9 protein-coding genes are annotated in these 7,251 nt (G+C 62.6%); 4 read left to right on the top strand and 5 right to left on the bottom strand.

Going from position 1 to position 7,251, the window contains the following annotated elements:
- The first annotated feature begins 208 nt into the window (after nt 1–208).
- Genes LB558_RS31100 through LB558_RS31090 form a run of 3 tightly spaced genes read left to right on the top strand, consistent with a single transcriptional unit; the run spans nt 209 to nt 2,571 of the window.
- Nucleotides 209–1,375, top strand: coding sequence for an ATP-grasp domain-containing protein (locus tag LB558_RS31100; protein WP_224700991.1), 1,167 nt, complete (start codon nt 209–211; stop codon nt 1,373–1,375).
- 4 nt (nt 1,376–1,379) lie between these two features.
- On the top strand, nt 1,380–2,156 hold the full coding sequence (locus LB558_RS31095; RefSeq protein WP_224700990.1) for an esterase family protein: 777 nt from the start codon (nt 1,380–1,382) through the stop codon (nt 2,154–2,156).
- A gap of 13 nt (nt 2,157–2,169) precedes the next feature.
- Nucleotides 2,170–2,571, top strand: a complete 402-nt coding sequence (locus LB558_RS31090) for a siderophore-interacting protein (RefSeq protein WP_224700989.1) — start codon at nt 2,170–2,172, stop codon at nt 2,569–2,571.
- Nucleotides 2,572–2,687: 116 nt separating this feature from the next.
- Here LB558_RS31090 and LB558_RS31085 read toward each other — a convergent pair whose 3' ends face one another.
- From LB558_RS31085 to LB558_RS31065, 5 genes are all read right to left on the bottom strand, one after another.
- Nucleotides 2,688–3,788: an AbrB family transcriptional regulator gene (locus LB558_RS31085; protein WP_224700988.1), complete on the bottom strand. Its 1,101-nt coding sequence runs from the start codon at nt 3,786–3,788 to the stop codon at nt 2,688–2,690.
- Nucleotides 3,789–3,997: 209 nt separating this feature from the next.
- Nucleotides 3,998–4,243, bottom strand: coding sequence for a type II toxin-antitoxin system Phd/YefM family antitoxin (locus LB558_RS31080; RefSeq protein WP_224700987.1), 246 nt, complete (start codon nt 4,241–4,243; stop codon nt 3,998–4,000).
- Nucleotides 4,244–4,281: 38 nt separating this feature from the next.
- Complete coding sequence (locus LB558_RS31075; RefSeq protein ID WP_224700986.1) at nt 4,282–4,590, bottom strand: putative quinol monooxygenase; 309 nt, start codon at nt 4,588–4,590, stop codon at nt 4,282–4,284.
- Nucleotides 4,591–4,653: 63 nt separating this feature from the next.
- On the bottom strand, nt 4,654–5,433 hold the full coding sequence (locus LB558_RS31070) for an SDR family NAD(P)-dependent oxidoreductase (RefSeq protein ID WP_127270549.1): 780 nt from the start codon (nt 5,431–5,433) through the stop codon (nt 4,654–4,656).
- A 152-nt stretch (nt 5,434–5,585) separates the two neighbouring features.
- On the bottom strand, nt 5,586–6,023 hold the full coding sequence (locus LB558_RS31065) for a DsrE family protein (RefSeq protein ID WP_224700985.1): 438 nt from the start codon (nt 6,021–6,023) through the stop codon (nt 5,586–5,588).
- Nucleotides 6,024–6,125: 102 nt separating this feature from the next.
- Here LB558_RS31065 and LB558_RS31060 point away from each other — a divergent pair, with 102 nt between their 5' ends.
- Complete coding sequence (locus tag LB558_RS31060) at nt 6,126–7,229, top strand: hypothetical protein (RefSeq protein WP_224700984.1); 1,104 nt, start codon at nt 6,126–6,128, stop codon at nt 7,227–7,229.
- Nucleotides 7,230–7,251 lie beyond the last annotated feature (22 nt).

The following is a 7,251-nucleotide window of genomic DNA, read 5'->3' as shown; positions in this document are numbered from 1 at the left end:
GAACCGCTTCGACGTTAAATCAGAAGCGGACAGATCATGTGCTACCAAAACCGGACAACTTGATTAGCTACCGACAGTGGGGCCGCATGGCGGGCCGCGATCTGCCGGATGTTGTCCCGAAGATGCGCGCTCTTCCCCAGGCGCGGCAAATGCGCCAGACTTGGGCATCGACGGGGTTTCGATGCCCTGTCGCGGGAGGGGGTCGTCCATGAATTTCGTGTTCTTCTCGCCGCATTTTCCCGCCAATGGCGCGGATTTCTGCGACCGTTTGAAGAAGGCCGGGGCCAGGGTTCTCGGTATCGGCGATGCGCCCTATGACGCGCTCGACGCCAAGCTGAAGGCAGCCCTTTCGGAATATTACCGCGTTGCCGACATGGAGGATTACGATCCGGTGTTCCGGGCGATGGGGCATTTCATCCACAAATGGGGCCGTATCGACCGTTTTGAATCGCTCAACGAACACTGGCTTGAGCTGGAAGCCAACATCCGCATCGACTTCAACATCTACGGCACCAAGCTCGATTTCGTGAAGAACCTGAAGCGCAAGAGCCGCATGCGTGCCTTCTTCCGCAAGAGCGGCGTCGACACCATCGCGCAGCGCAAATGCTCCGACCGTGCCGGGGCCATGACTTTCATCCGGCGCGTCGGCTATCCCGTCGTGGTCAAGCCCGACAGCGGTTCCGGCGCATCGAACACCTTCAAGATCTCCAACGCCAAGGAACTCGACCAGTTCTTCCGGGACAAGCCCGAGGACGTGACCTTCGTCATGGAGCAGTTCATTGAGGGGCTTGTGGTGACCTTCGACGGGCTGGTCAACCGCGACGGCGAGGTGGTGCTGGCGGCCAGCCACCGCTACGACCAGAGCGTCATGGAGGTGGTCAACAAGGACCGCCACATGAGCTACATCTGCTTTCCCAGGATCAACCCGGCGGTCGAGGAGGCCGGTCGAAAGATCCTGAACGCATTCGACGTGCGCGAACGCTTCTTCCATATCGAGCTGTTCGAGACCAAGGACGACCGGGTCATCGCGCTGGAGGTCAACATGCGCCCGCCCGGCGCCTGGATGACCGATGCAATCAACTATACGTTCGACGTCGACGTCTATGCGGCATGGGCCGATATGGTGGTCAGGGATGCCGCCGGCGGCCCTTACGAGGGCAAATATTTCACCGCCTACGCCAGCCGCAAGCGGCGCCTCCACTATTTGCACAGCCATGAGGACGTGCTAGCCGCGCACCGCGACAAAATCGTCCACCATCAGGCCATCGAAGAGGTTTTCAGCCGCGCCATGGGAAATTACGCCTATCAGATGCGCTCGAAGGACGAAGCAGCGTTGCGCGAGGCAGTCGCCTATATCCACGCGGAAAAGGCGTGAGGCGATGGACATTTCCTATCACAAGAATTTCTCGAGCCAGCTCGGCCGCGACATGGAATACAAGCGCTACGGCCATGCCGGCCGGCCGGTGGTGGTGTTCCCGACCTCGCAGGGCCGGTTCTACCAGTTCGAGGATTCCGGCGGGGTGGGCGCATTGGCCGAATTCATCGACACCGGCCGCATCCAACTGTTCACGGTCGACGGCGTCGATTCGGAATCCTTCTTCGACAAGCATGCCGACGCCGCCCAGCGCATTGGCCGCCACGAGGCCTATTTCCGCTATGTGCGAGAGGAGGCGCTGCCGGAATTCCTGTCCACAGCCGAGCAGGCCAATGGCGGGCGCAAGCTGAAGCCGCTGTTCTCAGGCTGTTCGATGGGCGGCTACCATTCGTCGAACTTCGTCTTCCGTTTTCCCGAACTCGCCAGCGGCGTCATCGCGCTGTCGGGCGTCTATTCGGCGCGCGACTTCTTCGGCAAGGCGCTTGAAGGCGACATTTTCTACAACTCGCCGCTCGACTATCTGCCCGGCATCGTCGATCCCAAACTGCTGGCCCGGCTGAAGACGCTCAGGCTGATCTTCTGCTGCGGGCAGGGCGCGTGGGAAGAGCGGATGCTGGTCGAGACGCGCAGTTTGGAACAGATCCTGCGCGACAAATCCATTCCCGCCTGGGTCGATTACTGGGGCGGCGATGTCAGCCACGACTGGCCGTGGTGGCACAAGCAACTGGTCTATTTCTTCGGCCGTTGGCTGGATGAGGACCTGATGCACAGGCTGGATTGATAGCGATGCCCCGGTGGCGCAGACCCTGCTTTTGCTCGGCGACGACACGGCACTCCCCGCCATAGGCAGGATTTTGGAGCATCTGCCGCCGTCAACACGCGCCGAGGCGCTGATCGAGGTCGATGGACCGGATGACCGAATGGCGCTGGCGCAAGGGGATAATATTGACATCACCTGGCTTTACCGGCGCGGCTTTGAGGCCGGCACCGCGGGCCTATTGTCGGCCGCCTTGCGCGAGCGCAGTCACATGGCGGTTGCCGACGGCCTGTACGTCTGGGCCGGTTGCGAATTCGGCGATTTCCGGGAGATCCGCAAGATCGTGCGCCAGCAGTGGGGCCTGCCGCGCGACCGGCACCTGGTTACGGCTTACTGGCGCCGGGACGCGCAGGACGAGAATGAGGGCGGCGAGGAATAATCCGCTGCTTCTGACTGTCTCCGGCGGCGGCTAGACACTTTGAAGCAATTCCCCAGGGAAGCGCTATGCGCTTTTCCCGGGAAAACCGCGTCACACTTTTCCTGGAGTTGCTTTGCCTATTGCCTGACGCTTCTCGCCACCAGCCGCGCGACGCTTGGGCCGATCAGCAGCACGATCAGGAAGCGTGCCGATTGCAGGGCCATGACGAAAGAGATGTCGACGTTCTGCGCGGCGGCGGCGATGATGGCGATGCTGTCCATGCCGCCGGGGCTGGTCGCCAGATAGGCGGTCAGCGGATCGATGCCCAGGAGATGGCTGATCATGAAGGCAAGGCCGCCGCAAAAGGCGATCAGCGCTACGATCGAGGCGATGATCTGCGGCAAGGCGCGCGTCGCATGGCGCAGGATCGCCCTTGTGAAGTTCAGGCCGATCGACCAGCCAACCATGGCGTAACTGACGGCCAACAGCCATTGCGGCAATTGCATCTCCACGCCCAAGCCGAGATGCACGACAGTGCCGAAGATAAAGGTGCCGAGGAAGAAGGGCGAGGGCAGTCGGCACAGCTTTCCCGCCAGGCCGCCTACGACGGCGATGCCGAGGGTGGCGGCGAAGGCTTGGGCATCGATCGGCGGAAACCAGATGATGGCCGGGATTTCGACGCCCGACGTGTCGACCCACATCTTGGCAACGAGTGCTGCCGTCATCGAGACGAAGATGACGCGCAGATATTGCATGAAAGCGACGAGGCGCTGGTCGGCGCCGAACGCGCCGGCCATCAGCACCATAGCGGTGGCCGCACCCGGCGACGAGCCCCAGACGGCGGTGGTGCCTGGCAGGATGCGCCAGCGGCTGATCAGCCAGCCAAGCAGGCTGGAGGCGGTGACGGTGGCCACCACGACGCCGAGAAACAGCGGCCATTCCCGGTAGAAGACCGGAAAGATGTCGGCCGAGATCGACGCGGCGACGAGGCAGCCGACGATCGCCTGGGCGGCGCCGAACAGAAGGCGCGGCACGCGCACCGTGGCGCCATTGGTGCCGGCGACGATGGCCGCCAGCATCGGCCCGATCAGCAGCGCAGCCGGCAGGGCGGCGAGTTCCAGCGCGCCGGCAAACAGCAGGGAGACGATCAGCAAGGCCAGCCATTGCCAGAGCTTGCGCATCCGCGCCATGCGTTCGATGGCAGGCTGGTCTGGGGGCTGCTCGGCCGAGGAATCCATGTTTTGGTCTTAGACGCGAACCGGGGCGATGCGAACCCCGCTAAGCTGAAAAAGGAATTTGTATGATGCGTGGTCTCTCAGTTAGCGAGAGCTATGCTGGTCAAATCTTCCGGGTAAGACCGGGGTCGCGGACGACCATAGTCCGTCCTCAGCAAAGGACGTCTTCCACGATTGCTCGAGCGACGGCAAGTGGGTGTCGGGTGATAGTTTCACGCGTTGGTGCCGAACAGTTGCTCGACCTCTCCGTCGCCCATGCGATCGAAATCGTCGGGGACGGAAAACTGGCCGGCCATAAAACCGATCCGTCGCGCCTGCGCCGATGCAGGCTGGTCGATTGGCACGACTTTGACCAATGGTTTGCCCGCCTTGGCGATGATGAACGGCTCACCTTTGGCGGCCTGATCAACGAGACGTGAAAGATTGGCCTTTGCATTGTGAATGTTCACGGTCTGCATCGCAGTTGGCTCCGTTGGCATCGCGCCGCCTGTCCTGGTCAGCCGGTCTTGCCGTCAACCAGGCCGAAGCCGCCGACGGGGTGGGTCTCGACCTGGAATTCAAAACCGGCGATGAACGGCCGCGCCTTGGCGATCGCCGCCTGGACTTCCGGAAGCTGCAGCGACGCCTTGTGGCTTTCGGCGTCGATCCACACTTCGGTGACCCAGATCGCATCGGCGTCCGCGGGGTCGCGGGCGATGATGTAGTTCAGGCAACCCGGCAGGGCGCCGGTGCTGGCGCGCAGGAGGTCGATGACCGCGTCGCGCTGGCCGCGCGCCGCCCGCATCTTGCCGATCAGTCCGTACATTCCGTTGTCTCCCTTTGAGGTTTTCGACAAGAACATGCAGATCGCCAGTATGCCGATAGCCGCTCAAGGCATCAACTGGCCGCCATTCACCTCGATCACCTGGCCGGTGATGTAGCCGCTGAGAAGATCGGAAGAGAGGAACAGATAGGCGCCGACGCAATCCTGCGCCGTGCCGGCGCGTCCCTGCGGAATGGTGGCGACCATGCCCTTCATCTGCTCGTCGGTCGAATAGCGCTCGTGGAATGGGGTGAGGATGGTGCCGGGCGCCACCGCGTTGACGCGGATGCCAAAGCCGATCAGCTCCTTGGCCATGCCGCGCGTCACATTGGAGACGAAGGCCTTGGCCGAGCCGTAGAGCCCGGCGCCGCCGCCGGCACCATTGCGGGCGGCGATCGAGGAGGTGTTGACGATGAAGCCGCCCTGTTTCTTCAGCCACGGGATCGCCTTGCGCGAAGCGGTCAGCACCGAACGGGCGTTGAGGTCCATCACGGCGTCGTAATGGGCCTCGGTCTGCTCGGCATAGGGGATGCGGCCAAGCATGCCGCCGGCATTGTTGACCAGCCCGTCGAGGCGGCCGAAATATTGCGCGCTGTCCTCGACGACGCGTTCGACATCGGCGGCAACGGAGAAATCGCCCTGAACGAGAAACACCTCGCCGCCCTTGTCGGCAATCGTCAGGCCGAGCTTCTCGGCGGCGTCTTGACTCGAATTGTAGTGCAGCGCCACCTTGCATTTCTGCGCTGCATAGGCCAGCGCGAGCGCTGCCCCGATGCCGGTCGACGCACCGGTAACCAGCACCGCCTTGCCGGCAAGATCGGGTATGCTGAGTGTGGTGGCTGGCACGTTTCTTCCTCCGGGATGTTCTGCCTGCCCTTCGTAGGCCCTTGCCACCCCGGTGTTCAAGCCTTGGAGCAATTCAAGGAAAAGTGTGAAGCGGTTTTCCGGGAAAAGCGAGTAGCGCTTTCACTTAGGGAATTTGCGTCAAACAAACCGCCCTACGGGCGTAGATAGGCGTAGCCCTGGCCTTGCAGTTCGGAGAGCTTGACGACGCCGCCCTTGTCGGCTGCATGGAACCCGGCAAGCAGGTCGGGGAGCGAAATATCCATGCCTTGCATGGTGTTGGCGCAAGCGTGGGGTTCCAGCCCCTGCCGCACCAGGCCGGCGAAGCGCCCGGAAATCGCTGCCGATATGCCTTTCGATTTGAAGGCGGCGAGCGCGGGACCGTGCACGACCAGCACGATGTCGACATTGCCGCCGGTGCCCTCATAGTGATTCTTGATGTTGCCGAGCACGAAATTGACCTTATCGGTGTCGCTCAAGTGGTAGGCAATTTTTTGCCTTGTGGGCTCGGTGGCGGCTGCCCGTACTGCCCGCAGACCGAGAAGCGTTCCGGTTCCGGCAAGAACCGCGCGGAACATATCGCGCCGGCGCATGGCATCCTCCTCCACTTGGCGGCTGACCGCGAATTGCGTGACTCCAGCCGCAATACTAGCATAAATTGACGTTGCGTCCTGTCGATGCGGAGGAGAGGTCACATGGCGTTTGGGTTGGGGGAATGGAAGACAGTTGCCGGCGCCGGGTTTGGCGCCGTGCTGCTTGGCGCGCTTGCCGGATCGGCCTCCGCCGACGATGCGCTGAAGCTCACCGAACTCAGTCCGAACGGCGCTGATGCCTGTTTCAGCCGCGTCTATGATGCGGCGCATCTCAAGGCGCACCCGAAGCAGAAGGTGGCGCGGATCTTCTTCTACTACGGCCATGATCCGGTCAGCCGGCCGAATGAGGAGCCGACCGTGAATTCCGACACATCTTACAATGCCTTCATCGCCAGCACCGTGCGCGGCGCCAAGTCGCCTGAATGGGCCGGCGGCTGGTGCAATCATGCGTCCGAGGGCGGCAAGACAGGCCCGATCCATTGCGGCATGGAATGCGACCGGACGCTTGCGTCGCTGAAGGTCGACGACAAGGGTCGGCTGTTCCTCTCGGATCTGCAGCCCGACATCTATCTCGATGCCGGATCGGAAGAGGAGCTTGGCGCAGTGGAATATGACAGGCAGGCGCTCGGCTCGGAGGACGACAATTTCCGCCTCGACCCGATGCCGGCAGCGACCTGCAAGGCGGAATTCGCGCGCATCGACCCAGTCGACCCTGCGCTTGGACCGCCGCTGCGCGAGCGGCTGAAGCCGGACCAGGCGTTCTGCTATGGGCGCGACTACGACGCAGCGCATCTCGGCTCGCACCCCGATCAACTCACCCAGTCGATCCGGGTTTTCCGCGGCAAGGTAGAGCTGGCGTCCTTCGCTTCGGGCGGTGACGCCGCCAACTGGCCTGACGGCGCCGACATTGCCGTTACCGTCAGCACACGGCAGAAATCGGCTGAGGTGACGCAGACCTATTCCTGCCAGGGCGAAGCCGACCAGTGGCGTTGCACGGCCAGCTCGAAGATGAGCGATTTCTCCTGCGACATCGCGCAGAAGGAAATCTTCCTCAAGCGCGGCGCCAACGGCACGATGATGCTGGCCAATCCCAACAGCGCACTCGCGATCGTCGATCTGTGTTCGAAGGCCGCCGATGGCAAGACGAAGTCCGACGACAAGGTCTATCGGCTGCAGCCAATGCAGCAATCGGCCTGCGCGCCCTGAACTTGGACTTGTCTACGTCACG

Origin of the sequence: Mesorhizobium sp. CO1-1-8 (assembly GCF_020164875.1) — a bacterium.
Taxonomy (GTDB): Bacteria; Pseudomonadota; Alphaproteobacteria; order Rhizobiales; family Rhizobiaceae; genus Mesorhizobium.
The sequence above is the reverse complement of the archived record's forward strand: the minus strand, read 5'-3'. Positions and strand labels throughout refer to the sequence as shown.